Genomic DNA, 25,662 nt, shown 5'->3' with positions numbered 1-25,662 from the left:
ACTAGTGCTGTTCCTCTTGAATAATAAACTGCGCAATATTTTTCGAGTGATCCCCTACACGCTCCAGATTGCTCAAAATATCAAGGTAAATAGCACCAGATGTTCCCGTGCACAGGCCTTGATTCAGACGCATAATGTGATTCTTTCTGAAGCTCTCTTCCATTTGATCCAGCTTCGATTCATACACAAGCACCTCAGAGGCTGATTCCGCATCACTGTGCTCAAGCGCGAACAGCGCTCGTTCGACCGTCCGATCTGCAAGCTCCAGCATTTCCTTGAGTTCTTTCTCCGCGTCTTCTGAAAAGTCCACCTTGTTCGAGATACGAAGCTCTGACAGCTCCACGATATTCTCGGCATGATCCCCAATCCGCTCAATATCATTAATGGTATGCATCAGCGTTGAAGCCTTGTTGGACTCGCCTTCTGGCAAGCCATTCTGCTGAATTTTGACCATATATTCTGTGATCTTGCTCTCCAGTTCATTAACAAGCTGTTCCTTCTGCAGGGCAAGATTCGCCACCTTGTCATCCTTATGGAAAAAATATTCAGAAGCATCATGCAGAATCTCGCGTGCATATGCCCCCATGCGCAGAATCTCATGCTGAGCTTGTCCGAGCGCAACGGCTGGCGTAGCGAGGAAGCGATTATCAAGAAACTTCGGCTTGAACTCAATCTCCGTCATTGTCCCCTTGATCACCTTGGTTGCGATCCAAGCAAGCACAGGAATAAGAGGGATAAAAATGATTGTATTCGTTACATTGAACAGACCGTGAGCATACGCAATTTGCATCCGAATGTTGACGTCTTGACCGAGCCATAATACCGCTTGGTGTACAATTGGAAGCGCCAGCGTGAACAAGATTGTCCCCGCCACGTTAAAGATTACATGAACGAGCGCTGCCCGCTTCGCTGCAACCGAAGCGCCAATCGCTGCGAGCACAGCTGTGATCGTCGTTCCGATATTGTCACCGAATAGGACAGGCAAAGCTCCCAACAGATCGATCATTCCTTCATCCGCAATGGTCTGTAGAATACCAATCGTTGCACTGGAGCTTTGCACAATCATCGTGAAGATGGTACCTACCAGTACACCAAGAACCGGATATTCCGATACTTGAATGATAAAATCACTGAAGACGGGCAGTCCTTGCAGCGGCTTCAAGCCGCCTCCCATTGTAGATAAGCCGAGGAACAGCATCCCAAATCCAAAAATAATCTGACCGATGTACTGCACTTTTTTCTTGCTGATAAAAAACAAGCAGATCGCACCAATCGCGATAATAGGCAGAGAAAATCTTTCAATCTTAATCCCTACAATAAAAGCAGTCATCGTCGTTCCAATGTTGGCCCCTAATATGACACCAATTACCTGCCGCAGTGTCATTAAGCCTGCGTTGACCAAGCCGATCGCCATAACGGTCGTCCCGGTTGAGGTCTGAATCAAGATGGTCACGACAATACCAACAATAATGCCTTTGATTGGGTTAGAGGTATAAGTTGCTAGCAGATTCCGCATCTTGTCTCCCGCCGTCTTCTGCAAACCGTCCGACATATACTTAATGCCGAATAAGAAGATACCCAGACCTCCAACAAATTTAAACAAAATATCCTGCCAATCCAAGCTGTAATTCCTCCCCTTGTTGTCTATCGATTGTGCAAGTGTAAAAATGTCCAGCTATAAATATAGACAACTTGCAGGGAAGCGTTCATTTACATTCCTCACATCATTATGACAAAAAATAGCCAATTTCTTTTATTATGTAAGTATTCATATATCGTTTTGCACTTGTTATGTAAGTTATTATTTAATCTTTTCTTCATATCCCCTTGTAATGAAGAAACTGGCTCCACCCTTCCGTTCCTCCCCATAAATTACCGATCCATATTTTTCAGCTATATACCATCATTTCTGTCATTCCATACAAAAAAAAACAGCTGCTCGCATGATTCCTTTCCCTTCTACAAGAAAGAAACATCATGCGAACCAGCTGTATGCTTCATCTGGGCTATTCATTAAGGGTCATTTATAAAATATCAAGATAAGGAAGATCCGAGGCTTCCTTGCTCGGAATATTTACCTGCTGTCCATTCATTCGTACAAGCGTATAGTATTCTTCATTGCCAATTGAGGAATCATCCCCCTCCATCACACCCGGATACCCGCGATTCACAGAGAAGACCTGCGTCCGATGCTGACGAAGCGCCTCGGCTTTGACGTGGCGATAGGCAGTCATATCTACTCGCGCAGTCGGCGGCAAACCTGGAGCAAGTCCCATGAGCTGTCTCGCGCGTTCTGGCACAGCCGTATAATAGTAGGTTGGCAGCGCATCAGCCGGATATTCCTGCTCTGCACGCAGAAAAGCTTTATCGGTTGCTGAGGAAATCGCAATATGGTCGAGATGAGCCGTAACGCCATCCGGCGGGAATGTCACCACCATATCTGGCTTTAGCTTGATGATGTCCTGATACACTTTCTCCGCGAGTTCATCCTGATCCACATCCTTAAGACCCCCATCGGGATAACGGTACAGAATAAGATTCTTTACACCCAATATATCGCAGGCATTGCGAAGCTCTCCTTCGCGGTGCTGAGCCAACTGCTCCCTCGTTTCAAACGTATATTCCCCCGACTTCCCTTTGCAGCCTGACGTGGCACTAATCAAAGATACCTCGACTCCCTGCTCATGTAACTTGGCAATGGTTCCCCCATTGCCGAACGTTTCATCGTCCGGGTGGGCATATACAAACAATAGCTTCTTCATACAAAGCCGCTCCTCTCCTGAAGGGGCATCTATCCTGAACGCTTTCCCCTTGGTAATACTATATCATAGACATATTTACCCAATCACCTAGTTATCACACCAACATTTAGGACTTTCACAAAAAACATGGCTTTTCTTGAAAAAGAGCTGCCTTATTCCTAGTCTCATGAGGAGATGCACGAGATTCAATGAATGATTGAATGAGGATAAAGCAAGATTCCCTGTCGTTCAACTAACGCTTGATCGTTTTTCAGACCTTCCCATGCTAAGCTTTCTTCATCGGGCCCGCAAGTTCATTTATTTGGAGGAAGTCGAGATGGGATTATGGAAGATCGCCGCTCTCATTTTGGGATTGCAGAAGGAAGAACAGCCAGCGATATGGAATCATGTTGAAGTGGTTCATGCACCACCATGTCAAGATTCGAAAAACAAGGATCAATATGAATACCAGAAGTACTTTTATCCCTTTCAATAATATAAATGGCATTACACGCTTCAAATCAATATGAGCAAAACGATAAGGGCCTGATGCTACTGCCGCAGCATGATCCCTCATTCAACAACTGGTTGAATGACCGATATCGCGATTTATTAGCGATTCAACCAATACTTGATCGTCTCTACGAAGATCCTATGCTATGCTTTTGATATCGGGCCCGCCACCTTACCCAACAGGAGGAATGAATGATGGATATTCAAAAGATCGGTGCATATATTTCAAGACTGCGGAAAGAACAAGATATGACCCAGCTGGAGCTTGCAGAGTACTGCAATGTCAGTCATCAAGCCGTATCCAAATGGGAGCGTGGAGAATCCCTGCCAGACATCAGCATCTTCCCCATGCTTGCGGAGCGCTTCAATGTCACCATTGACGACTTGCTTCATGCAGGCCAAGAGCCCAAACGAACGAAGACACATCAGGTTGGTACGATTGTAAAGGAAATGGCGGATAATAAGCCTGAACATATTACACAGATGATGAACGAAGGTCAGGTAGAGCCGGAAGCCTTGCTAGAGGCAGCTCCAATGCTAAAAAGCAGTTCCCTGCACGAGGTCGTGAAAGGAATGGATGCGAAGCGATTGAACTTCGAGCACCTGATCGGTCTTGCGCCATTCCTTAGCGACAAGGATCTGGATTTGCTTGTTACCGACATGCTGGAAGGAACGGAGGAAGAGCTCCCTTGGAAGCAGCTATCTTCCCTTGCGCCGTTTCTAAGCGGCCGTTCTTTGGATCTAATCGTGAATCGTTTATCGAAGGAAAGCATAAGCCCGAACCAGCTTCATAGCATCGCACCGTTCCTTGAGGCTGAGCATTTAAATCAACTAGTACGTTATGCGGTAACTGATAAATTGGATTGGAATGTTGTTATGTCACTCGCGCCGCACTTGGAAGACGATACTTTAGAATGGTTAGTGGAACAAGCCATAAATCAGACGCTAGAGCCGAAGCTCCTAGTCGGTCTTGCGCCATTCCTGTCGGAGGAGCATCTTGATCATATTGTAAGGCATTCTGTTAAGGATAAGCTCGATTGGAATGTGGTGGTCTCGCTCGCACCATTCTTAGAGGAAGAAACGTTGGGATGGCTTGTCGAGCAGACAGTCGAAGGGGAGATAGAAGCCAACCAAATCGTAAGCCTCGCTCCATTCCTTGAGGATAAACATCTTGAACTGCTGCTGGCCAAAGCTCAAGACGGTACGATAAACTCTGATCTCGTCGTCAAGCTTGCGCCTTTTGCAGGAGAAGATATGTTAAGCAAGGTTATTCTTAACTTCATTAAAAAGTCATAGCAAGACCATTGCTAAACGCATATTTCTTTAGCTTACAGCAAAGCACCCCTGCTCAATTATAGCCGGGGTGCTTTTATTGGCCGTATGTCGTCATTTCATGTGCAGTGGAATGACGATATACGGCATTTGAACGCTCAATGAATGACTATGCTTCCCAGTACATGGTATATTCCATGTGTCCTGAGTCTTCATTTGGCTGCTCGCTTTTAATGGTAAAGCCGCAATGCTTGTAAAACTGAACCGCCCGCTCATTATCCGCATACACACCAAGCTCAAGTCGAGCATATCGTTCCTGGCAATATTGAAGAAGTGCTTTTCCAAGCCCTTTCCCCTGTTCATGGGGGTCAACGAATAAGGCACCAATATAATTGCCTTCAATGATACTGATGAACCCCATGACTCGTCCGTCCTGCTCTGTTACATACGTCTTCGCAACAGGCATATACACTTCTTCTACCGTCTTTTGGTTCCTTCTCCAATACGCTTCGGGTATGAAGGAATGGGCGCTCATATTGGAACGCAGCCATACATCCATGACTACCGGCATGTCTTCTGCTTGAAATTCTCTAATGATCACGGAAACCTCCCCTTTCAAGGACAACGTTTTGGACTAGATACTTTATCTTTTCTCTGCTCCTTTTTAAACGTTGCTGCTTCTAGAATTATGTTACTATTTATATAGAAAACCACAACTTTCCTATGGTTTAAGATTAGATAAATACTGCACCTTGCACACTTATAAGATTACACATTCCATTTAAAAGGAGCGTATTGGCAATGGCTGAACTCGTAAAGATTAGAGCAAGTGTTTTCATTGGTCACATCCTATGGCTCGAGCCCGTATTTGATCCTAAACAGCAGGCCATGATTTCCTATCAAGGTGATGCACGTGGGTTCCACCCCAACACCGCCCACACTGGACGTTCCCGCGTAGAGCAGGAGGTCACCGTGGACTTTGTAAAGCGAAGGATCGTTGCGTATGCTGATACGGGAACAACGGTGATGAAGAAGACAATAGATGGAACGGTGAGCTATGAGCAAGGAAAAGCAAGCCCTGACACGGTTCAAGTCTTGCATGAGACTTGGACGAATGATCAGGTGAGCTTTCTGATGAGAGCAAGCGCCCGCAACCCGCTTCGTGCGGAAGCACCGCCTGTGGATTATGAGGTACAAGTGACAGTGTATCCTGACGGGAATGTTACCCTAAAAGGCGCCCATGATGGATTCCCCTGCTTCGAATTCTATAAGCAGATCGACTTTGGCGACTTCGAGACGCTGTATCAGCATGATTATGCGGCAACGGGCAATACTCCAGCAGCTATGGCTGGCGATATGGAATACAGCTTTGAATTAACGAAGTAACATAACATCAACGAGAAGATCAATGGAAGAAGGATCAGCTTTGTTTGCAACTTGGTTGCCGCTCTGAATGATGCGAAGATGTCTTGACTGCTCCTTTGAGAAATCGCACAACTGGCCTCCGGTTATGTCCGGCGGCCACTTTAAGCCATTTTTAAAGTCGGCTCCCCATCTATCTCAACCCCGTGCTGCACAGCGCTGCCGATTGTGCTTTAACTGACAACGTACATTGAATGGCTTCGACTAACGCTCTTGCCTTCAATTGAATCTCTTGGAATTCGAGCTCAGGATCGGAATCCATAACAATTGCTCCCCCAACGCCGATCGAAAGCTGCCGCCCTTGTCTTACGATCGTTCGAATAACGATATTCAGATCCGCCGTTCCATTTAGACCCAAGAAGCCAATCGCTCCCGCATAGGCGCCGCGTGGACGCTTCTCCAGCTTCTCAATGATCTCCATGCTCCGCTTTTTCGGTGCGCCAGTCATGGAACCCCCAGGAAATACCGCCTTAATGCACGCATTCACCGTTACCTCTCGTTTGAGCTGTCCTGTAATCGTAGACACAAGCTGATGCACCGTTTCAAAGGATTCAATATCCATGAGTTTCGGCACTTCAACACTTCCGACTTCACATACCTTCCCCAAGTCATTGCGCAATAAATCCACGATCATAAGATTCTCGGAAAAGTCTTTCTCGCTTGCTCGAAGCTGCTCCTTTAGCTGCTCATCCTCCACTTGATGATGGCCCCTGCGAATCGTTCCCTTGATCGGCTTGGCATCGATCTGCCGCTCACGCCCGATTCGAATAAAGCGCTCTGGCGAGGAGCAGATCAGCTGCAGATCCTCCCCAAACGTCAGGTAAGCGGAGTATGGCGCTGGATTCATACGCCTAACATTTCGGTATAACTCTACCGGATCAAGATCTGCTTCAGTCCGAAGCTCATTGGTCAGGTTAATCTCGTAGCTGTCCCCTTCGCGCAAATAAGCTTTTACAGCTTCGATGCTCTTCAAATACTCTTCGTAAGGGATATGATACTGGAACTCAGCAGACTCCACATCATCGATCAATTGGGAATCGGCCAACTCATCCTGTTGTGCCTGCCTTTTATTAGCGAGGTGCTCGAGCTCCTGCTCGATAGAATCAAACCAATGCAGCGCATCCAGCTCACTCTCCGTCAGGCATACAAGGAATACTTCCCTTGTCTCACGATCAAAAGCAATAAAACGATCTGCCAACATGAATATGGCATCAGGATATGCTCGTGGTCCTGTAACCCCCATATCCCCTTTCGCCTCATAGCCGTAATAACCCACAAACCCGCTGTTGAAGTCAAAAGGCAGTTCCGGCGTCACTGCTGCATAACGCGCAAGCTCCTGATCCAGATAAGCAAATATATCTGTGGAGACCGTTCGCGTTCCATTGCTCGATATCTCGGTAACGCTGGCGCTTACTGCGTCATACGTGACGAGCTTGCTTAGCGGCCCTCTGGTATCTCCCATAAAGGAAAAGCGAGACATATTTCCATCGCCACGGCTGCTGTCCAGCCAGAAGGCAGGTTCAGCATAACGATACAGCTCCATAAATACCTGCTCCGCATCATACCAATTGGATAGTTTACGGAACATCACTCGTGAAGCGGAGTTCGAAGCAGTCGAAGCAGATGCAACCACTTGCTGTATCTCTAATGGTTCACGGACCGTTCCATCCTCGGAATCAAGCAATTCCTTCCCTGATGCAGACTGATTGTGATCAGATTGAAGCATTGCTTCTTTCGTTAACGCCATAAAATTTCTCAGCAGCGCTTCTCCATACTCGCTTGCTATCGACTCAGGGTGGAACTGAACGCCCCAATGTGGTCTATCTAGAGCACGAATGGCCATTAACAGCCCCTCCTCTGTCCAGGCAATCGGCTCCAGCCCATCTGGAAGATCGGCATCAAGCAGCAAAGAATGATAGCGCACCACTGAGAACGGAGAGGGTATTCCTTCAAACAGACGGTCTCCTTGATGCTGAATGCGACTGATCTTCCCATGGGCAATCTCAGGCGATGAAACAATACAAGCTCCTAGCCCATATCCAAGCCCCTGGTGACCAAGGCAAACGCCTAGAATAGGAAGCGACTTTTCCAATAGCGCATCCCTGCAGATCCCGAAGTCTTTCGCTACATCGGCACTGCCCGGTCCAGGTGAAATCACCACATTATCAAATTGAAACTTCGCCTTTACTTCCTCCCAAGTGTAAGCGTCGTTGTATATCACAATCGGTTCTATCCCATTGATCTTCGCAATCAATTGATACAAGTTGTATGTGTAGGAATCATAATTATCGAGAATTAAGGTCTTCATGTGCTCCCCCAGACGAGATGATTCTGAATCGTATTCTACCATCTCTGTGAGAAACAATCATTCATTAATGGTATTTATCATTAGAAGTGGAAATCTTTTTTCATTAGGTCAGCATCCCTGCTCCAGATGATTCATAACAGAAGCATCAATCGAAGCACCGCATTCCTTAAGGGCGAGCCACACAGCGCCAATCGTTGGTGACAGACAAGGCTGGACAACTTGATACTGCTTGGAACCTGGAATATGCCGAATTAGCCTCTCCGTCAATAACCCAGCTATGTAATCGTCTTGAATGACGCTTCCCATAAAGGCTACCTGAACCTGCTCTTCGGCAAAGCCCGCTCCAATAAGGCGAACGCCAATATCCAGTGCGTCTGCAAGCTGCGTGCATACGTGCATAGCCAAGGGACTTCCTTCTTTAGCAGCACGCGTAACGATAGGGCCCATTTTCCCAAACATGCGCATCTGCTCATGAACGCCAAGGGCAAAGCCTTCCATCCCCTGTTCATAAAGCTGCGCTACGCTATCCACCTTCCAGTAGTGCAGAACTTCTGTTACCAAGCCTTGATCCTCCTCGCCTGCATACCCCGCCAGTATTCGATATACGCAGTCAAAGGCAAGGTGCCTTGCCGCACCCGCATAATGGTGAAAGTCCTGATTACGAAGCAACCGCCCTTGCTCATTAAGTCCAAATACAACGGAGCCTGTCCCGGAAATCGCCATGATCCCTGCTTCGCCTAAGAATGCGCCAGCATGAGCAACGTAAGAATCGTTTACCAGCTTCTTAGGGCAGGCAATGCCTGGAACGCTCGTAAACGATTCTGCCCAAGACAAATCCTCTTCTGTTTCAATACCAGCAAGACCAGCGCATAAGCCAGCCACATCCTCAGCTACTGCGTCAGCTCTCTCTAGAACGGAAACAATCGCGTCTTTTACATGCTCCTCAGCTCGTTCATCTTTGTTCGGATTACAACAGCCCGTTTGTACATCACCAATAATCGTCCCATCCATTCGCGCAGCGATAGCGCGTGTGTGCGTACCTCCCCCATCGATACCGATCACAATGCGCTTAGAATCCTGGTGTGTAAAAGCGATATGCATATGCTTCATTTCATTAAGCCTCCTCTATTGATTATGGCTTGATTCATAATGTTGAGATAGAGATGATAACGAGTTACTCTCATTCTTCTTGACTCCAGTTTACGCGAATCTTATTGAAAAGGCATGTATTTGTTCCGTGATCTCACATTCTTGTATAATTAAGGAGGCCCTTCAGCCAACAAAGAAACAATAACAGGACTATATCGTGAATATATTCACATATTATATTCCATTTCACCTCTTTATAGAAGAATAGCTGAATGACGACGCGGGCACATTGGTAAGAGACAAATGATGGTTAGGAGCTTAGATGATGGCACCGACGAATTTTCGCAATCTGTTTCAAATGCGTGAGGTTGTTGACTCCGATATTGAGCAATTTTATGATCTGATGAATTATGTATTTCAAGTGACGAATGCCGATATTGAAGAGCTTGGCGATGACTATGTCCATACCCAGAAGCGCTTGCTGCTTTCTGCCTGTGACGTTATCGGTTGGTTCGATAAGCAGAAGCTGGTCTCCCAAGTGATGACCTATCCGTTTGAGGTTAATATTCATGGTGTTAAATACGCGATGGGCGGCGTAACGGGAGTAGGAACCTATCCGGAATACTCCGGCTACGGATTGGTGTCTTCCTTAATCCTCGAGAGCTTGACTCGGATGAAGGAACGTGGTCAGACGATCGCTTACCTATTTCCTTACTCGATTCCTTTTTATCGTAAAAAGGGATGGGAGATCATCTCGGACGTCATCGACTTCAAGGTAAGAGATACACAACTGCCGAAGATCATGCCTGTGCATGGCAGAACTATTCGGGAAGATCTCGACCATGAGGACATTCGAAAGGTGTATCAGCAATTTGCCTCTACAGCAAACGCTGCTTTGTATCGGGATAAGCTCGCATGGGAAGAGCGATTCCGCTGGGAAAGCGAGGACTTAGCAGCAGCCATCTACTACGAAGCAGTCGATACACCTGCAGGGTACCTCTTCTACAAAGTTGAAGACGAAATTCTATATATTAAGGAAATGGTTTACCTAAGCGAGGATGCGCGCAGGGGCCTTTGGAACTTTATTCGCGCCCACTTATCGATGGTTTACCACGTTAAGGGGCGGCTCTATAACAGCGAGACACTGGCCTTTCTATTGGAAGATGGAGAGATCGAGCAGCGCATTTCTCCGTATTATATGGGACGAATTGTAGATGTTAAGCCGTTCCTAGAGCGATATCCATTTAACCTAAAGCCAGGTCAGCAGATCGTGCTGCATGTTCAAGACCCCTTGCTGGATTGGAACAACGGCAGCTTTACGATCGCTTCCGATTCGAATGGCCAGCTCATGATAACCCAAGGAGAGGCTGAGCCTGATCTTTCATTAACGATTCAGACGCTCACGACGATGCTGCTTAGCTATAAACGCCCGTTGTACCTGCACAAGATTGGCCGAATAAACGGGAATCGTCATGATGTGCGCTTTTTGGAAAAAATCATTCCTGATGCTGTCCCTTGGTTCGCTGATTACTTCTAAGGTGCAATAGAGCTGCATCAAGCCTAATATAAAAAGCCGCCCCGTTCGTTGGGACTTTCCCGATAGAACGAGGCGGTTTTGTTCCGTTCAAGCACATTCTGTTTTTTAACCTTATTCGATATCTTCTATATATGCTTGCTTATTCATTCAAATACGTATTCACCTTATTCTGAATAAGCTTGCTTACATCTTCTGCCGACTTTTGACCGCTTATAAATGCTTGGAACTCATTCATGGCTGTCATAATAACCTTCATATCGCTTGTTGCCTTCGTGCCCGCTTGCCCCAGCATTTCATTCAACTGCTTGATGCCTTCGTCCAGCGCCTTCGATTTCTTATCATCAATGCCTTGCTCTTTCTCCACCGACTTGCGAGTGGCTTCAAGCTTTGCTGCAGCCTGCGCTTTATTAATCGGGTATCCGCCCAATTCTGTCGAGGCCTGCATTTCGTCAGACAGCAGGAACTTCAAGAATTCCCATGCTTCTTTTTGGAACTTGGATTTGCTATTTATTGCCAAAGTAAGTCCCGATCGATAGGAAATGCCATTGGATTGACCATCATACGTTGGCTTTTTATAGAAAACAGCATCTTCTCGAAGCATATCTTGAATAGCTGTTTCCGGCTCTGTATACCCGCCTTGAGTGAAGAGGGCAGCATTCTGATCATAAGAAAAATTCTCCGTCAAGATCCCCTCGTCAAACATCGCCTTGATCTGATTCATCATGCCACGGAACAGCTCAGAATCAAAGTTTGCTTGGTTGTTGCTAACGAGCTTTGCATAATTACCCTCAATAAAATCTGAGAGCAAGACGCCTGGAAACGCATTGCTGAGCACCTCTGTATCCTCTCCCGTCACCTCTCTCAGCTTTTTCGCGATATCCTTGAATTGGTCCCAGGTCCAGTGTTCATCATCAATCGTAATATTCGCTTCCTTCAGCAGCTTCTCATTTCCTGAAATCATACCTTCTAAGTAAAAGCTAAGCGGCAGGCCATAAAGCCCCTCACTATCTTGAGCCGCCTTCATTATATTGCCGTAATATTGAGACTTGTCAAATGTCACGTCCTTCTCCATCCAATCGTACAAGTTTACAAGAGCATTCTTCTGTACAAGCTTGTCCTGAGGCAAGCTATCCATCAAGATCATATCCGATGCCTTTCCTGCTAGAATTTCGGTCGTTACGGTCTGAATGTATTTTTCAATATCCAGCGTAGAAACGGCAGCCATCATGCCCCCTTCACCTTCTACCTCAGTCACGGCGATATTTTCTTTAAAGTGAATGTTTACATTAGGATGCTTCTCATGAAATTTGCGCGCGGCCGTTTCAAGAAATGGCATTTTCCTCATAACAGAAACGGTAATATCGACTTGCCCCCCAGAGGGTGCCTCTCCATCTTCCGAGGCAGAGTTCGAATTCCCTGTGCTGCACGCACTAAGCAGCAGAAACACGGTTAACAGTATAAATGAAAGCTTCTTTTTCATCCTCATCATCCTTCATAAGTTATAGGTTTGGGTCATACAGACTTATCCTGCAAGCACGATCTTTTTATTTTCCTTGCCGGATGAGGTGCTACTGTAAGCGGATGCGATTGCCATCCTGCAGCGGCTCGCTGGATTCCGAAATCATCTTGTCTTGCGGATACAAGCCGTCTAGAATCACAATCTCCTCTTCACTCTCGTCTCCTGTCTTCACAGACCGCTTCTGGACCGTATACGTGTTGCCGAGCGGACTTCTTTTCTCCTGTACGACAAACACATAGCTGCCGCTTCCATCCTTCTTCAAGAGCTCTTTTCGAATCACCAAGCCCTGCTGTTCCGCCTGCTTCTCCATATGAACGGCTGCCTCTTCTCCTCCCTGAAGCTTAGGATCGGTTAGGGTGACTACAACTTGTCTTTGTGAGATTGGCGTATCGGAATCAGAACCTCCAGTTCCCATGGTGCCACCACCTGCTCCACCAGGCTCGGATACCGACTTGATCTCCTCGATCTTACCTTCAAGCCTCATCTTCGATTCGGGTATCTCTACCTGCAAGCGTTCATTCAACTTCAAAAAGGAGGCGACATGATCTGGAGCGGTAAAGGTGAATTCAAAGCCTTCAGAGGTATTAACAAGTGTTAATAATGGCTGTCCCATCGCGACTGCTATGCCATCCTCCGCAACTAGTTCTGTTACCTTCCCTTCATAAGGCGCTTTAAGCGTCTTCTTTTTGTCTATCTCTTCTCGCTGCTGCTTGATTTTGTTTTCTATCCCTATCCGATCCAGATCATCGCTTTCGAGCGCACGCTTTGCCTTTCTGATCGCCTCCTCATCTCCCATCCGCTTTGCTTCCACGTACTGCTCCTTTATGGCGATGCGATTGAGCTCCTGCTTTTTCAATTGAAGCTTCAATTCCTCGATCTGCTGCTCCGCGGATGAGTGGTCAAAAGTGATGAGCACCTGCCCCTTTTTGACGCGTTCATTCTTCTTTACATGCACCTTCTCCACACTCCATCCGCTTTCATTCACCAGCTCTTTCTTCTTGCGAGGGGTAACAACCCCTCTGCCTTCCAAGGAGTGAGTCAATACCTTTGTTGAAGGAAGTTCTGTCGTTACCTTTGGCAGAAGAGCCGTTTCAATGGTATTGCTAAGCAGCGTTAAGAGAACCATAATCGCGAGAAAGCATATGGACAGAATGGAAATAATCTTTTTTTGCGATGTCTTCATCTTGATAACCCCTTCTTCAGTTTCACGAATAATCGTTGTTCCACTGATCCGATTCAGCCCTTTACCCCTGACAGCTGGATGCCTTCAATCAGGTAATGCTCTGCACTCAGAAACAAGAGCATCATAGGAATCATGTAAATTACCGATGCGGCAAATGAAATTCCCAGCATGTCCTTTTGAATGACAGATAAAAAGACAGACAACGGCTGATAGGCTGCCTCCTGCAAAAAGATAAGCGGCTGCTCGACCATGTTCCAATAATCAACGAATAGTAGAATGACAAGTGCTGCGACTCCCGGCTTCACCATAGGGAGCACGATTGAAGCAAAAATTCGGACATAGCCCGCTCCATCCATCTTGGCCGCCTCTATGTATGCAGAGTGAATGTGAAGCATGAATTGCCGCAGAAGGAATACGCCGAAGGCACTAAAGACGCCAGGCCATATTATTGCTCCTGGTGTATTCATTAACCCCAGCCGTTCAACCATCATGTAGTTCGGAACCAGCGTAACTTGAAAGGGCATCATCATCGTCATGAGATACACAAAGAACAGTGCATCCCTCCCAGGAAACCGAAGCCTTGCAAGCGCGAAGGAAGCCAGTGTCGCGGCAATGACTTGTCCGACAATGATGGGCACGACTAAGCCTGCTGAGTTCCAAAACATCCGAAGAAATACAGGCGTTGCGATAAGAACACGGTAATATTGCTCGAAGGAAACCCAATCGGGTATTAACTTCAAATTCACAAAGATATTGGTATCCGTCTTGCCAAGCGAGCCGTAGTTTGCAACAATCTCCTGCTCCGTCATAAGAGAGTTGATGATCGCAAGCAGCACGGGGGTTAAGACGAGCGCAGCAATCAGCCCTAGCAGAATGGTGCGGATCAGGGCAAGTACGAGACTTTTGGTATGCTTCATAAGTTCCTCCTTAAGCTCCTACTCCATGAAAGATCGAAATGCTCGCTCCCCCCGGAACAGCACGAGAACCAAAAAGAGAATGGCAACAGCCATCAACACGGCTGCAGCTGACAGCTTCTGTACATCAAGGGATAAAAACATATTGTTCATATAGTGCTGAAGCATGTAGATTCGGTCATGCGGATAAGCACCCGCTACGAGGTACGTTTCACGGAACACCTTAAAGGAGTTCACGATGGACATCAGCAGTACGAGAAAGGTTGTTGGCGTCAAATAGATAAACGTAATGCCAAACAATCTTCGTATGGGACCCGCGCCTTCCATATTCGCGATCTCATAATACTGGTCCGGGATATTCTGAAGCCCTGCTAAAAATAAAATGACGTTATAGCCGAGATTCTTCCATACATACATGAGGATGACGACCCATATGGCGGCGTCAGACTGCATCCAATCTACCCGCTTGCTGCCAAAGTGCTGAAGAATGGTATTTACTGTGCCGTTCCAATCAAATAGAATCTGCCAGAGCAATACTAAGGAAGCCACCGGCACAACAAGCGGCAACACATAAGCGGTTCGCATCGCTTTTCTGCCAAATACTCGCTGATTCAGCATTAAAGCAATCCCCAAAGACAGCAATACGATGATGGGAACACCGATCAGCGTGAACAAGGCTGTATTAGCAGCTGCCTTGTGAAAGGAGCCGCTTTGAAAGAGCTCCTGATAATTCATAAGGGTAAAGTGCTGATCAGCACGATCCTGCAGAGATAGAATGATACTTTGTCCAAAGGGTATGACGTAGAACAAAGAAAAACCGATCAAGCTCGGGGCGAGAAAGCAAAGCGCGACAACGATCTCCTTTTGAGCCATGCGTATATGCTGCATCTTGCCTATCCTCCAGTACATTAGCCTTCGCTCTTCTTTCATGCCGCGTCCAGACATAATTAAGCTATTGATAGAATAGGAAATGTCTCCGTCAAAACAACTGCAAAAGTGTGGAAAAAGTATGGCAGCAGCAGCTTCTCATATGCCGCTCAGCTATTCGTCCTGCAATATCTGCCAATCCCGACGCTCTCTCAGCTCAAGAAAAATGATGAAGCCCAAATACACTTAGCCGTGTATCTGGGCCCTTTTGATCCTTATCATATATTTCGAATTCTCCCTGCCTATCCGCTTACTTGGTATCTAATGTTGGCAGCCCCTGCTCTTGATACAGCTTAAGAAGCTTCGCTAGGCTTGTCTTGATCGCATCTGTATCCTTGGAGTCTACAGCGGCGTTGAGCTCCTTATAGGTCTCCATGAAAGCTTTAGCCTGCGGATCGTTGATCTCGGAATCAACGACTTTTACAAGGGCCGCTTCTTTTTTATCTGAAGCTTCTGTTGGCACGGCTTCAGCAATTTTCGTAATGGCGATCATGCCCTTGGTTTGACCTTTTCCCTCAGCCGCGTCTTTAACCTTGGACCAATCGATATCTTCTTCGGAAATAACCTTCATTTCAAGCTTTTGATGTTCCCCTTTCTCGCTAGAACTTGAAGGCTCAACCGTGAATGCCACCGTTATGTTCATGTTCTTTAAGACTTCCTCCCAGTCCTTTACTGTCTCTGGGGCGTATTTCTTCGCAAGCTCAAGCGGATAGAAGGAGGCTGTTTTCGCTTCAGATGTGACAAGCTCTGTTTTTATCGTTTCTTTTGCAGTCACACCTTCTTGTGGACTAGCATAAGCAGGGGCAGCAACAGAAGTTAACAGCAAAGCAGATAATACAGCACCTTGAATCATACGTTTTTTCATATTCCATACACTCCTTGTTTGATGGCTTGTTGTTTACAAAACCCATTATGGACAGGAAGTGTGGCATGACATGTCCGTAATTATGTAAAAAGAATGGCAACTCAGCTTTCCTTAAGCTCCTTCTGCTATAATGACCTCAACATTGGAGGAGGTCGAGGAATGAATCCATATCGAATCGCCGTCGTCGATGACGATCAACATATTAGACAATTAGTAGAAACCTATTTACAAAAGGAAAACATGGAGACGATTGGACTAGAATCAGCAGAGGAAGCATGGGAGCTGTGGAGCAATCAGCCTCCGGACATGTGGGTGCTGGATATTATGCTGCCTGGTATGGACGGCTTTGAATTCTGCAAAAAAATTCGGAGCGTCGCAGAGATTCCAATCATTATGATCTCTGCTCGAGATGATGAGGTGGACAAGATTCTTGGGATCGAGCTTGGCAGTGATGATTATCTGGTTAAGCCCTTTAGCCCGCGAGAGCTCGTAGCTCGCGTGAAGCGGCAGCTGCAGCGCATGCAGAAGCTTCAGCCTAGAGAGGATGCCTCAACTCTGGATAACGTGGATGATTATATCGAGCTTGGTCGGCTTCGTCTCTTATTGAATGAAAGGCGTGCGATCTGGCATGAAGCAGAGATCGATCTGACCAGCAAGGAGTTCGATCTCCTGAAGCTATTCGTGGAGCGGCCGAATCGAGCCTTTGCACGGGATGAAATTCTCCATCTTATATGGGGAGAAGATTACTTTGGAAGCGATCGTGCTGTAGACCACCTTGTAAAGCGGCTTCGTAAGAAAATGGAGGAGCTGCCTATTGAGGCGGTATGGGGGCATGGCTATCGGATGAATGGAGGGGAATGCTAGAATGAAGCTCATACACCAAATCAACCTTGCCTTCGGCGTCCTGCTTGCACTTGTTTTCGCGGTCACCGCCGTCATTATTCATAACGTATTGCTGGATCATTTTATGGGAACCCAGCAAGAGGAGCTGCATAACCTCAGTGCCTCTATCTCACAATCTATCAACACGGTTCAAACGGGACAAGCTACACCGTTGAATAGGTCAGACGGGGTATTGATTCGAATGTCTGCCTTACCTGTGGCAAGCAATATAAGCGCCATTGTGACCGATAAGCAGTATCAGCTTGTCCCTATGGAGGAGCTGTCGATAACCAAACTGGAAGCTATACCATTTACAAAGATAATCGAGAATGAAGCTGCTATAGCTGCCATTCCCCTATCCAAAGCGATGCAAAAGATCGTAGATGGCACAGATGATCGCTATCTTACAAGCACGACAACAACGGAGGACGGTTATATCACCTTGCTGTCTCCGGTAAACAAAATCAAAGAAATTGAACAAAAGCTGTTTGCCCAATTGATCATTGTGCTATGCATCGGCTTTGTGCTCGTATTCCTGCTTAGTCTTTTCATTACGAAGCGCCTTATTAATCCTCTCATGAGATTAAGAGAAGAGCTGAAGAAAGTGAAGAACCGACAATTCTCCGAAGTGCAGTTGATCAAGGCTGGCGGAGAGATTGGAGTCGTAGCAGAGACGGTGTATGATCTGGCAGGAGAGCTGGATCGCTACAACCGAGTGCAAAAGCAATTTTTTCAAAATGCCTCTCATGAGCTCAAATCCCCGCTAATGTCCATCTCTGGCTATGCTGAGGGGATTCGGGACGGTGTATTTGAAGGCGAAAGTATGCGGCGAGGACTAGATATCATCACGAGTGAGAGCAATCGCATAAAGAAGCTCGTGACCGAGATGACCCTGCTGGCGAAGCTCGACAGCGAGGAGGACATCTTCCACTTTAACGAGGTTCCTGTAAGGGACATGCTGCTTGAAACGGAAGAGAGAGTCAATCCTATCCTCGTTAAAAAGAAACTGAAGCTTCATGTTCACTATCTAATGAAGGAACATACAGCTTTATACATCCGAGCTGATCGAGATAAGCTGCTGCAAGCCCTGCTGAATGTGGTAACCAATGCAACACGTTATGCCGAGAAAGACATTCATGTATATGTCCGTAAAGCACAGGATCGGGTTCTGATTACCGTGCAGGATGATGGCAATGGCATTCCAGAGCAGCTGCTCCCTACTTTGTTCCATCGCTTTGTCAAAGGCAAAGGCGGCGAATCTGGCTTAGGACTAGCCATCGCGCGAGCGATCGTCGAGCGCTGCGGAGGGCAAATCTCCGCAAGCAATCACAAGCAAGGCGGCGCCAAGCTGGACTTTGACTTTCCTGTGTGTCAAGCATAGGCCCATTATATGAAACGAGGGCTGTACCTACATCATCAGCATGGTGATGATAGTAGGTACAGCCCCGTTTGTTCATCTGCAAGCAAGTTATTATTCATCATTCTCAAACACTTCCCGCAGTACAGCCGCTCGATTCTCAAGAAATCTTCTCGTCAGCACATAGTGCAGCGTATCTTCATATCGAATCTCCTCTATGGGCGCAGAATCAAAGTTCAGAATCTGTGCATCAGGATATCCAAGTAGAATCGGAGAATGCGTCGCAATAATAAACTGTGCTTCATGCTCAAGCTCTTTAATAATGCGAAGGAGAGAGAGCTGCCTAGCTGGCGATAAAGCGGCTTCAGGCTCATCTAACAAATAGATAGCCTTTTTCCCAAAGCGGTGGACGAATAGGGATAGAAACGCTTCACCATGAGACTGCTTATGAAGGGAACGTCCTCCATAATATCTTAAACTCTCGGGCATCGTATTCAAGTGAGAGGCAAATTGATAGAACGTTTCTGCGCGCAGGAAAAAGCCGTTCGTAATCTTAGGCAGCCAAGAGAGTCTAAGATGTTCGCCTAGAGCCGATTCGGCGGCATCCACCTCGTACCTATTATGCTTGCTTCCGCCTGCAGTATGAAACCCGCATTGATCAGCAATTCCCTCCAACAGCGTCGATTTCCCAGATCCATTCTCTCCAACCAGGAAGGTGACGTTTCCTCGGAATTCCACTCTCGAGAGGTGTGCAATGGTCGGGATGGAATACGGATACTCCTTGTAAGAGATTCCCTCGCGACGCAGCAATTCAATTCCTCGTAAAAACATATCATCAACTCCAGCTGTTATTCTATACATTGCACTACATGTTCCACCATACTCGAATCATAAAGGAAAGGAAAGCCAATTCCCTCACTCTTCAAGGATAAAAAAGCTAGTTATAACATGGAAATACACCTATGATGTCCAACCAAAAAGAAGCTGCTCCCTGTTTCTCGGGAACCGCTTCTTCTTTCTAATAATCCATCATTTTAAACGTCTTCAAAGGACAAATTAACAGGCTCTTCATGGAGATCCGCAGTCGTATCCAGATTCGTTGTAGGAACGCTTAAATCTACCTCTGTAAAGCGAAATTGATCCATCCATACCTGCCCCGTACCCGTGAGAAGGACGCCAAACGAGATAACTGCGCTATGTGCTGACACATCAAGCACTACAGAATAATGATTCCATTCCTGCGTGCCTTTGATCGGGCGATTGCTCATATTGTCAAATTGAAGCACCTCATCAGACGCACTATCCACTCTCATCCATAAGCCTGCAAAGGATTCTACTTGCTCGGCTTTTATGAAGCAGGACAGCTTCATCCGCTTGCCCCTGTACTTATCTGCCTTGAACTGCTGCATCATAGTAGCAAACTCCCCTTGCTGCTCTACCGTCCGAGATCTTAGATAACCGGACACCTTCCCCTCATGAACCTGCTCCCCATCTACCCCCATTTCATAATGAAACGGGTGACTGCCGCTTAATATCCATCCCTTTACCTTTGTTACCATCGTATACGCCTCCTTACGGCTTTGATTCGCAGCGGAAGTCATCAGCTTCCGATACTGTCCTGGCGGCAGGTGATACCTTCTCTTAAACGCTCGTGTGAAGGCCTCTTGTGATTCGAATTGGTACAGCAGCGCAATATCGAGAATCCGCTCCTTCGTATAAAGCAAATCCCCTGCCGCCTTCGCGAGCCGCCTATTTCTTATGTAGGCTGCCGTGGATATGCCGACGTGTGCCTGGAAGATGCGGTGAAAATGGTATTTGGATAACCCCGTTACCTTCGTAATCTCTCTTGGAGAAATGGGTTCATGCAGCCGCTGCTCTATCCATCGAATCGTCTTCTGAATGAGCCATTCATCTTGCATCGTCAGGATCACCTCCTTGTGTCAAGCATAGCGAATCGAAAGGAGCGCGTTTTGATCATTTTTGCGGTATTTATGAGCCTCACAAGCAGGATTTGGTGCACGCAAGCGAGATATGCCATTAACAGCAAGAGCCGGAACTCGGATAGTTTTCCATTTTTAGGGGCATACCAAAGGAAACTAAGAACATCGAATGATGAGGTTACGTCATGACAGACCATTCAACTAACAGCAATCAAGATCAAACACCCCCATCCTTAGACTATACACTTGAGCAGATCGTTCAGATCTTTGGATCAAGCTCCGATCTGATCGTGCGACGCTTGACCTTAGGCAGAGACCATAAGATTGGCGTCGGAGTGATCTATTTCAATGGCCTTGTGGATGACAAGAAAATATATCGACTGATCTTATCTCTGCAAACAGGAGGAAAAGAGGTGGCTGAAACCAATGTGCGAGCTTTTGACGGCACTACCGTCCCCTCTTGGGTATATGAGATCGGCATTCAATCAGGAGATGTTAAGGTAGAGTCCTCCCTTGATCGCATGCTGTCCAGCATCCTAAACGGCAGCTCCATTCTATTTTTAGAAGGAGAAGCTTCAGGCTGCCTCGTGATCAATACAAGCGGAGGCGAGCACCGCGCTGTGTCCGAGCCTACCTCCCAAACCACGATTCGTGGACCAAAGGAGGGCTTTACAGAAACCCTTCAAATTAATATCGCCTTAATACGCAAACGCATTCGAAATGTTAACCTTTGGGCGGAATCCATGGTGCTTGGCAGTGAGACACATACGAATATTACACTCATGTACCTGAAAAGCAAGGTAAAGGTTGAACTGCTTCAGGAAGTACGCATACGCCTCCAAAATATGAAGCTTGAAGCTATTCTAGAAAGTAATTATATCGAGGAATCCATTCAAGACAGCACATTCGGCATCTTTCCGACCGTGAACAACACAGAACGTCCCGATGTGGCGGCATCAGCCATATTGGAAGGCAGGGTCGTCATTTTGGTGGATGGCACTCCCTTTGCCTTGATGGTTCCGGCACTTCTCACTCAATTCTTTCAGTCGCCTGATGATTATTATCATCGATATGATTTTGGTTTAACAAGATTGCTGCGTTACCTTTCTTACATGATTACCCTGCTTACACCTGGCCTGTTCATTGCGTTAACGACCTATCATCAGGAAATGTTGCCAACGACGCTATTGATTAGCATCGCTGCACAACGTGAAGGAATTCCGTTTCCTGCTTTTATCGAGGCCTTGATCATGGAACTGACATTTCTTCTTCTGTATGAAGCAGGGATTCGACTGCCAAGAGCAGTAGGTTCCGCAATTTCCATTGTGGGCGCGCTCGTCCTCGGACAGGCTGCGGTTGAGGCGAACCTAATCTCTGCCGCTATGGTCATTATTGTATCGATAACAGCAATTACAAGCCAGATTTTCCCGAATCCTGAAGTCGGCATCTCTTTAAGAATTCTTCGATTCGGTATGATGGGGCTTGCCGCATCGTTTGGGCTAATCGGCATGTTTTTTGGGATCATTCTGATTATCTTGCATCTTTCACATCTAGAATCGTTTGGCTATCCTTTCACCTCTCCCTTTGCTCCCGTAAGTTGGAATGCTCAGCGAGATAATGTCCTTAGAATGCCATGGCGGATGCGTGATTGGCGACGTCCTAGTCAGGAAGAGCCCGCATCTGCATCTAGAAATGACTCTTAACAAAGGAGCGGAGTGTTGTGAGAAGATCCATGCTATTTTTCTTATGTATCGCTTCGTTCCTCGTCACTACTGGCTGCTGGAATCGTACGGAGCTTGATACGCTAGGCATTGCCGCAGCATTAGGAATTGATAAATTATCCGAACAGGAATATCTTGTCTCCGTGCAGATCGTCAACCCTGTGGCTATCAGCAGCAAGAAAGGAACCGGTGAAGCCCCGGTATATGTCGTTGAGGAGCGTGGAAAAACCATCCAAGAAGCCCTTCGACGCATGACGACCCAAATTCCGCGCAAGGTCTATCTGGCCCATTTGCGCATGGTAGTGTTTGGTGAAGACGTAGCCCGAGGGGGGCTAGTGGATATTATCGACTTTCTGGTTAGGGATCATGAAATGCGAGGAGACACGTTCATGGTCATTGCGGAACAGGGTCGAGCTAATAAAATCCTAGGCATCATTCCTCGTTTGGAAGAGGTGCCTGCCAATAAGCTCTTCAAGTCAATCGAGATGTCTCAAGCCAACTGGGCGCCTACAATCGGTGTCCATTTGGATAATTTCATTAAAGGAGCCATTAGTCTCGGGAGACAGCCTGTTGCAACCGGCGTCAAAATTATCGGTGCGCCCGAAGCAGGCACTTCCATAGATATGTATAAAAAAACATTCAGGGTTCCCTATATCAAAATCCCGTCCATAGCCGTATTTAAAAAGGATAAGCTCATTGGGTATCTTAATGAATCGGAAAGCAAAGGCTATAACTATATTCTCAATACCGTCAAATCCACAATTGGAGTCGTTTCTTGCAAAGACGGAAACGCGACACTTGAAATCATTCATTCGGGCACAAAGATGAAGGGGAAAGTCGTGAACGGAAAGCCGGAAATCCATATTTATAACGAAATCGAAACAAAAATCTCAGAAATTAACTGCAAAGTGGATCTGGCTGACAAAGACGTCATTATGAATCTAGAGCAAAAAGGCTCAGAAACTATCTCTAGAGTGCTGCACAGTACTGTAGTGGCAGCTCAGAAAAAGTACAACTCTGACATCCTAGGCTTTGGGAATGCGATACGACGCGCTGATCATAAGTACTGGAAGAAGAACGCGCGTCACTGGGATGACATTTTCCCAACGCTAAAAGTCATCATCCATGTCAACGTTCATATTAAGGAAATCGGTACACAAGTCAATTCTATGAAATGGCGGTACGAAGAACAATTAAGGGAGGTTCAATCATGAAGATCGTTGCATCTTTTTTCATCACTCTCTTGTGCCTAGGTCTTGTATTCTGGGACTTGCCTAAGCTGTATCTGAAATGTACGCGAAAAGAAGTGGTCCTATACGGTGCAACACTATGCATCGCTTTGGCCATGTGTTATCTATACGTCTATAAAGCAGCCATACCAAGCCCTTACCAAGCCTTTACGTCTTGGTTATATCCACTTGCACAACTGGCCTATACCTCGCTGACAGGAGAAACCAACTAAAATGCGAACCGAAACGATAGAATCCAAACCATTCATGCTTCTGGCTACGATGTATATGATCAGCTACGGTGTCGTGCTTATTCCTGGATTCTTGGCTCATACGGCGAGACAGCAGGCTTGGCAGGCTGTCATCATTGGCACTCTCGTTTGCATACTTGCCTCCTATTTGCTTATGCACCTGTTTCGAAAGCATCCTGGGCTCTCCTTGTTTGAACTCATGGATCTCATCCTAGGGCGATGGCTGAGCACTGTTTTGATTCTCGTGCTGGTTTGGATCGTTGCTTTTATCGCCTTTGCCAGTCTACTCAACTTTACCCAAGGCTTTATTACTACGCAGATCATGCCTGAGACGCCCGAATGGACATTTGGGCTCATGTTTATTATTGTCGTTGTCGTTGGGGTAAAGCTTGGTCTTAAGACTCTAGCCCGAGCAGGAGAAATCTTGTTTTACATCTTCAACATTCTCTTTTTCACCCTAATCTTGTCGGTGATTCCCCAGATGAAGGAAGATCCTTCAGCAATCAAATTGGCGCCTTTTTTCGAGGTGGGCTGGAAGCCTATGCTGTATTCCGTCTGGAATTACTGCGGCATTACGGGCTTTTCGCTCATTGCGCTGCTTGCTTTCTTTCCAAAGTACATGAGCAAGCCCAAGCAGGCAAGCAAAACATTGGTCTTCAGTGCTATATTAGGCAGTTCCTATCTCTTCATCATAGTCTTTTTCTGTACCTTAGTGATGGGATATGAATTAACAGCAACAACCCTTTATCCAAGCTATGCACTCGCACAGCGGATCAACTTAGGCAACTTTTTTACGAGAGTCGAGGTATTAATGGCTGCCAGCTGGTTCATTACCATCTACATCAAGCTCATTTTTTATTTTAAGTTCAGTCTTAGTGGGCTGGCCCACGTATTTCGTATCAAAAATGAGCAGCTTCTAACGATTCCCTTCTCCTTGATCCTGCTCATATTATCCTTCTATATCTTTCCGAATACTTCGGATTGGATTGAATGGGAGAACACCCTGTGGCCCATGATTTCGCTTGTGTTCCTGATCGGCATCCCGATTCTCGTCCTGCTTATTGGCAGAATGAGAAGGCTTATATAGCACCAAAAACCCCCATGTTCGCATGTCGGGACTTCTTTCCTGGTGGAAAATGGGGGGCCAGCTCCTATCATTCGGTGAAAGCCCTGCTGAAGCCTTCCTGACTAATGCCGATCTGGGTTGCTGAAAAATAGGCTCTAAGCCGCTCATAAACCATCCGGTAAGCTGACGGTTCGTACCACTCCAGCAGTTGCAGCTCTTCATACTTAGCCTTTAACCCCATGCGAGCGGTGCGCTTCCCTCCACTTCCGTCTCCCATAAAGTAATCATCGATGCATACGCGGTCTACTGCCTTGGACAGAAGCTCAGGAAACTGCTCGCTGCTTGGCAGCACGGGCGCAATCGTGGCCTGTGTGGGTACCCCTGCCTCACGCAATCGCTGAAGGGCCTGCATGCGCCCTCCAATCGGAGGCGCACCAGGTGTAAAGTGCCTGCGAATATCCTCGCGATCGGTTTCAACCGTCATACTGACGCGAACCTTATCCTTTAATTGCAGTAGCAAATCAATATCTCTCGTCACAAGCGGGCTTCTTGTCTGCACCAATAGAAAGTCTGGCTCATCCTCTGCCATCACTTCCAGCAACGAACGAGTCAGACGCTCCTTGTGTTCCACAGGCTGATAAGGATCCGTGCTAGACGACATAAAGATCGTCACCGGCCCCTTGCTCTTCGCCTTCATCAGCTCCTTTTTCAACAATGAAGCTGCCCCCTGCTTTACATCTATCCATGTGCCCCACTCTTGCTTACGAAACAGCTGGATCGGCATCTGTCTGACGTAGCAGAAGGAGCAGCCGAAGCTGCAGCCCCCATAAGGATTTAGAGAATAGGTATAACCATTCAAAAAGCCTGTCCCCTTGTTCAATAAGCTTTTGGGCTGCTTGTATTGTAATTCTGGCATCAACGATCCC

Annotated in this window: 23 protein-coding genes; 10 read left to right on the top strand and 13 right to left on the bottom strand. The window is 46.7% G+C overall.

Features of this window, described 5'->3' with window-relative positions; all coding sequences use genetic code 11:
- Window position 1 precedes the first annotated feature (1 nt).
- Entirely contained in the window at window positions 2–1,621 is a 1,620-nt protein-coding gene (locus I2H74_RS11500) for a Na/Pi cotransporter family protein (RefSeq protein ID WP_195574124.1), read from the bottom strand.
- 403 nt (window positions 1,622–2,024) lie between these two features.
- Complete coding sequence (locus I2H74_RS11495) at window positions 2,025–2,762, bottom strand: PIG-L deacetylase family protein (protein WP_195574123.1); 738 nt, start codon at window positions 2,760–2,762, stop codon at window positions 2,025–2,027.
- Window positions 2,763–3,078: 316 nt separating this feature from the next.
- On the opposite strand from I2H74_RS11495, the gene I2H74_RS24590 reads away from it, so the two are divergent.
- Both I2H74_RS24590 and I2H74_RS11485 read left to right on the top strand, forming a co-directional pair.
- Window positions 3,079–3,237, top strand: coding sequence for a hypothetical protein (locus I2H74_RS24590; RefSeq protein WP_229106591.1), 159 nt, complete (start codon window positions 3,079–3,081; stop codon window positions 3,235–3,237).
- Window positions 3,238–3,446: 209 nt separating this feature from the next.
- The gene (locus I2H74_RS11485) at window positions 3,447–4,550 is read left to right on the top strand and encodes a helix-turn-helix domain-containing protein (RefSeq protein WP_229106590.1); all 1,104 of its coding nucleotides are present in this window, start codon (window positions 3,447–3,449) and stop codon (window positions 4,548–4,550) included.
- Between the two features lie 145 nt (window positions 4,551–4,695).
- On the opposite strand, the gene I2H74_RS11480 is transcribed toward I2H74_RS11485, so the two are convergent.
- Window positions 4,696–5,127, bottom strand: coding sequence for an N-acetyltransferase (locus I2H74_RS11480; RefSeq protein ID WP_324254054.1), 432 nt, complete (start codon window positions 5,125–5,127; stop codon window positions 4,696–4,698).
- Between the two features lie 200 nt (window positions 5,128–5,327).
- On the opposite strand from I2H74_RS11480, the gene I2H74_RS11475 reads away from it, so the two are divergent.
- Window positions 5,328–5,912, top strand: coding sequence for a DUF3238 domain-containing protein (locus tag I2H74_RS11475; RefSeq protein WP_195574121.1), 585 nt, complete (start codon window positions 5,328–5,330; stop codon window positions 5,910–5,912).
- A gap of 169 nt (window positions 5,913–6,081) precedes the next feature.
- Here I2H74_RS11475 and pabB read toward each other — a convergent pair whose 3' ends face one another.
- Together pabB and I2H74_RS11465 are read right to left on the bottom strand one after the other, a co-directional pair.
- A complete protein-coding gene (gene pabB / locus I2H74_RS11470; protein ID WP_195574120.1) occupies window positions 6,082–8,256 on the bottom strand; it encodes an aminodeoxychorismate synthase component I in 2,175 nt (724 codons plus the stop codon).
- Between the two features lie 108 nt (window positions 8,257–8,364).
- Window positions 8,365–9,366 carry an N-acetylglucosamine kinase gene (locus tag I2H74_RS11465; protein ID WP_195574119.1) on the bottom strand — a complete coding sequence of 334 codons (1,002 nt, stop codon included), beginning with the start codon at window positions 9,364–9,366 and terminating at the stop codon, window positions 8,365–8,367.
- 304 nt (window positions 9,367–9,670) lie between these two features.
- Here I2H74_RS11465 and I2H74_RS11460 point away from each other — a divergent pair, with 304 nt between their 5' ends.
- The gene (locus I2H74_RS11460) at window positions 9,671–10,882 is read left to right on the top strand and encodes a GNAT family N-acetyltransferase (RefSeq protein ID WP_229106627.1); all 1,212 of its coding nucleotides are present in this window, start codon (window positions 9,671–9,673) and stop codon (window positions 10,880–10,882) included.
- Window positions 10,883–11,021: 139 nt separating this feature from the next.
- Here I2H74_RS11460 and I2H74_RS11455 read toward each other — a convergent pair whose 3' ends face one another.
- The 5 genes from I2H74_RS11455 to I2H74_RS11435 form a co-directional block, all read right to left on the bottom strand.
- The gene (locus tag I2H74_RS11455) at window positions 11,022–12,362 is read right to left on the bottom strand and encodes an ABC transporter substrate-binding protein (protein WP_195574118.1); all 1,341 of its coding nucleotides are present in this window, start codon (window positions 12,360–12,362) and stop codon (window positions 11,022–11,024) included.
- A gap of 88 nt (window positions 12,363–12,450) precedes the next feature.
- Entirely contained in the window at window positions 12,451–13,584 is a 1,134-nt protein-coding gene (locus I2H74_RS11450) for an efflux RND transporter periplasmic adaptor subunit (RefSeq protein ID WP_195574117.1), read from the bottom strand.
- Window positions 13,585–13,637: 53 nt separating this feature from the next.
- On the bottom strand, window positions 13,638–14,501 hold the full coding sequence (locus tag I2H74_RS11445) for a carbohydrate ABC transporter permease (protein ID WP_195574116.1): 864 nt from the start codon (window positions 14,499–14,501) through the stop codon (window positions 13,638–13,640).
- Between the two features lie 18 nt (window positions 14,502–14,519).
- A complete protein-coding gene (locus I2H74_RS11440) occupies window positions 14,520–15,386 on the bottom strand; it encodes a carbohydrate ABC transporter permease (RefSeq protein ID WP_195574115.1) in 867 nt (288 codons plus the stop codon).
- A 289-nt stretch (window positions 15,387–15,675) separates the two neighbouring features.
- Window positions 15,676–16,290 (bottom strand): hypothetical protein, encoded by a 615-nt coding sequence (locus tag I2H74_RS11435; protein ID WP_195574114.1) that lies wholly within the window; start codon window positions 16,288–16,290, stop codon window positions 15,676–15,678.
- Window positions 16,291–16,449: 159 nt separating this feature from the next.
- Here I2H74_RS11435 and I2H74_RS11430 point away from each other — a divergent pair, with 159 nt between their 5' ends.
- Window positions 16,450–17,154, top strand: coding sequence for a response regulator transcription factor (locus I2H74_RS11430; protein ID WP_195574113.1), 705 nt, complete (start codon window positions 16,450–16,452; stop codon window positions 17,152–17,154).
- 1 nt (window position 17,155) lies between these two features.
- Window positions 17,156–18,553: a sensor histidine kinase gene (locus I2H74_RS11425; RefSeq protein ID WP_195574112.1), complete on the top strand. Its 1,398-nt coding sequence runs from the start codon at window positions 17,156–17,158 to the stop codon at window positions 18,551–18,553.
- Window positions 18,554–18,643: 90 nt separating this feature from the next.
- On the opposite strand, the gene I2H74_RS11420 is transcribed toward I2H74_RS11425, so the two are convergent.
- Together I2H74_RS11420 and I2H74_RS11415 are read right to left on the bottom strand one after the other, a co-directional pair.
- The gene (locus I2H74_RS11420; RefSeq protein ID WP_195574111.1) at window positions 18,644–19,360 is read right to left on the bottom strand and encodes an AAA family ATPase; all 717 of its coding nucleotides are present in this window, start codon (window positions 19,358–19,360) and stop codon (window positions 18,644–18,646) included.
- Window positions 19,361–19,563: 203 nt separating this feature from the next.
- Entirely contained in the window at window positions 19,564–20,448 is an 885-nt protein-coding gene (locus I2H74_RS11415; protein ID WP_195574110.1) for a helix-turn-helix domain-containing protein, read from the bottom strand.
- A 206-nt stretch (window positions 20,449–20,654) separates the two neighbouring features.
- On the opposite strand from I2H74_RS11415, the gene I2H74_RS11410 reads away from it, so the two are divergent.
- From I2H74_RS11410 to I2H74_RS11395, 4 genes are read left to right on the top strand one after another with little or no spacing between them, the layout of a single operon-like run.
- On the top strand, window positions 20,655–22,172 hold the full coding sequence (locus I2H74_RS11410) for a spore germination protein (protein WP_195574109.1): 1,518 nt from the start codon (window positions 20,655–20,657) through the stop codon (window positions 22,170–22,172).
- Window positions 22,173–22,189: 17 nt separating this feature from the next.
- Window positions 22,190–23,404, top strand: coding sequence for a Ger(x)C family spore germination protein (locus tag I2H74_RS11405; RefSeq protein ID WP_195574108.1), 1,215 nt, complete (start codon window positions 22,190–22,192; stop codon window positions 23,402–23,404).
- The gene (locus tag I2H74_RS11400; RefSeq protein ID WP_195574107.1) at window positions 23,401–23,652 is read left to right on the top strand and encodes a hypothetical protein; all 252 of its coding nucleotides are present in this window, start codon (window positions 23,401–23,403) and stop codon (window positions 23,650–23,652) included. The genes I2H74_RS11405 and I2H74_RS11400 overlap by 4 nt, the downstream gene beginning before the upstream one ends.
- Before the next feature lies 1 nt (window position 23,653).
- The gene (locus I2H74_RS11395) at window positions 23,654–24,757 is read left to right on the top strand and encodes a GerAB/ArcD/ProY family transporter (RefSeq protein WP_195574106.1); all 1,104 of its coding nucleotides are present in this window, start codon (window positions 23,654–23,656) and stop codon (window positions 24,755–24,757) included.
- A 67-nt stretch (window positions 24,758–24,824) separates the two neighbouring features.
- Here the strand turns inward: I2H74_RS11395 and I2H74_RS11390 are convergent, their stop codons facing one another.
- The gene (locus I2H74_RS11390) at window positions 24,825–25,652 is read right to left on the bottom strand and encodes an SPL family radical SAM protein (protein ID WP_195574105.1); all 828 of its coding nucleotides are present in this window, start codon (window positions 25,650–25,652) and stop codon (window positions 24,825–24,827) included.
- Between the last annotated feature and the right edge of the window lie 10 nt (window positions 25,653–25,662).

Source organism: Paenibacillus sp. 1001270B_150601_E10, assembly GCF_015558675.1.
Taxonomy (GTDB): Bacteria; Bacillota; Bacilli; order Paenibacillales; family Paenibacillaceae; genus Paenibacillus_B.
Note: the sequence above shows the minus strand (reverse complement) of the source record. Positions and strands in the feature narration are given on the sequence as shown.

Bases quoted from the DNA above. Each gene is read 5' to 3' on its own strand.
- I2H74_RS11495 (WP_195574123.1), bottom strand. From the start codon at position 2,762: ATGAAGAAGCTATTGTTTGTATATGCCCACCCGGACGATGAAACGTTC.
- I2H74_RS24590 (WP_229106591.1), top strand. From the start codon at position 3,079: ATGGGATTATGGAAGATCGCCGCTCTCATTTTGGGATTGCAGAAGGAA.
- I2H74_RS11485 (WP_229106590.1), top strand. From the start codon at position 3,447: ATGATGGATATTCAAAAGATCGGTGCATATATTTCAAGACTGCGGAAA.
- I2H74_RS11475 (WP_195574121.1), top strand. From the start codon at position 5,328: ATGGCTGAACTCGTAAAGATTAGAGCAAGTGTTTTCATTGGTCACATC.
- pabB (WP_195574120.1), bottom strand. From the start codon at position 8,256: ATGAAGACCTTAATTCTCGATAATTATGATTCCTACACATACAACTTG.
- I2H74_RS11465 (WP_195574119.1), bottom strand. From the start codon at position 9,366: ATGAAGCATATGCATATCGCTTTTACACACCAGGATTCTAAGCGCATT.
- I2H74_RS11460 (WP_229106627.1), top strand. From the start codon at position 9,671: ATGGCACCGACGAATTTTCGCAATCTGTTTCAAATGCGTGAGGTTGTT.
- I2H74_RS11455 (WP_195574118.1), bottom strand. From the start codon at position 12,362: ATGAAAAAGAAGCTTTCATTTATACTGTTAACCGTGTTTCTGCTGCTT.
- I2H74_RS11450 (WP_195574117.1), bottom strand. From the start codon at position 13,584: ATGAAGACATCGCAAAAAAAGATTATTTCCATTCTGTCCATATGCTTT.
- I2H74_RS11445 (WP_195574116.1), bottom strand. From the start codon at position 14,501: ATGAAGCATACCAAAAGTCTCGTACTTGCCCTGATCCGCACCATTCTG.
- I2H74_RS11440 (WP_195574115.1), bottom strand. From the start codon at position 15,386: ATGCAGCATATACGCATGGCTCAAAAGGAGATCGTTGTCGCGCTTTGC.
- I2H74_RS11435 (WP_195574114.1), bottom strand. From the start codon at position 16,290: ATGAAAAAACGTATGATTCAAGGTGCTGTATTATCTGCTTTGCTGTTA.
- I2H74_RS11430 (WP_195574113.1), top strand. From the start codon at position 16,450: ATGAATCCATATCGAATCGCCGTCGTCGATGACGATCAACATATTAGA.
- I2H74_RS11425 (WP_195574112.1), top strand. From the start codon at position 17,156: ATGAAGCTCATACACCAAATCAACCTTGCCTTCGGCGTCCTGCTTGCA.
- I2H74_RS11420 (WP_195574111.1), bottom strand. From the start codon at position 19,360: ATGTTTTTACGAGGAATTGAATTGCTGCGTCGCGAGGGAATCTCTTAC.
- I2H74_RS11415 (WP_195574110.1), bottom strand. From the start codon at position 20,448: ATGCAAGATGAATGGCTCATTCAGAAGACGATTCGATGGATAGAGCAG.
- I2H74_RS11410 (WP_195574109.1), top strand. From the start codon at position 20,655: ATGACAGACCATTCAACTAACAGCAATCAAGATCAAACACCCCCATCC.
- I2H74_RS11400 (WP_195574107.1), top strand. From the start codon at position 23,401: ATGAAGATCGTTGCATCTTTTTTCATCACTCTCTTGTGCCTAGGTCTT.
- I2H74_RS11395 (WP_195574106.1), top strand. From the start codon at position 23,654: ATGCGAACCGAAACGATAGAATCCAAACCATTCATGCTTCTGGCTACG.
- I2H74_RS11390 (WP_195574105.1), bottom strand. From the start codon at position 25,652: ATGCCAGAATTACAATACAAGCAGCCCAAAAGCTTATTGAACAAGGGG.